This window comes from Helicobacter sp. 16-1353, from assembly GCF_003288815.1.
Classification (GTDB): Bacteria; Campylobacterota; Campylobacteria; order Campylobacterales; family Helicobacteraceae; genus NHYM01.
In genome coordinates, this window is sequence record NZ_NHYM01000025.1 from 1 (window position 1) to 737 (window position 737).

The 737-nt window shown below is 34.9% G+C and carries 1 protein-coding gene; it reads left to right on the forward strand.

Translation table 11 applies throughout. The annotated features are described in order from the left end of the window. Positions 1–111: 111 nt before the first annotated feature. The coding region (locus CCY99_RS09280; RefSeq protein ID WP_146744971.1) for an outer membrane beta-barrel protein at positions 112–737 on the forward strand (626 nt) is incomplete at its 3' end.

Here is a 737-nt window from a genome sequence, read left to right on the forward strand (position 1 = left end):
TTTACTTCACACTTACTTCACATTTAAGGAAAATTTAAGATAGGGGGGGGGTAAAATGCTATTTTATTTGCGAATCTTAAATCGCAAACATACGCAAAACAAAGGGCAGAAATGGCAAAACGAATATTTTTAATCTTAAGTTTAATTGGACTTTTTTGGTGTGGAATCGTAAATGCAAATGATGAATCTAGCTTGGAATCTAATCAAAATGAGGAATATTTGCAAGAGGAAGATTACAGCACTTACGAGCAAGACGAGTCAAAGCAAACGCAATCTCAAGCACCAAAAAGCAGACCTGCAAAAGAGCCTACACATCAGCAATATTTTGGAATTGGCGTTGGATATGGTCCAGCTACACATGTATATGAAGCACAAGGGGGAACAGTAGCAGATTCAAATTCAAAACTAAAGAGTGCGATTATGCCGACAATTTTCCTTGGTTATAAATATTTTGGTGAAACATTTGGTTTTAGGGCATATTTTGATTTATTCATGGGAGATTGGAAATATGAAAGCTTAAAAATGAATCTATTGTCTTTTGGCTTAAATGCAGATTTTTTGGTGAATTTCATCAATGCCTCTAACTTCAATCTTGGCATATTTGCTGGAGCAGGTGTAAACTATGGACTGCCAGATATTCAGGACTCAATATTTGATAAATATCATATAGCTTTGGTGTTTAATGGTGGCATTAGAATGGTATTTGCAAAAGCACATGAGATAAATTTCTTTGCTAG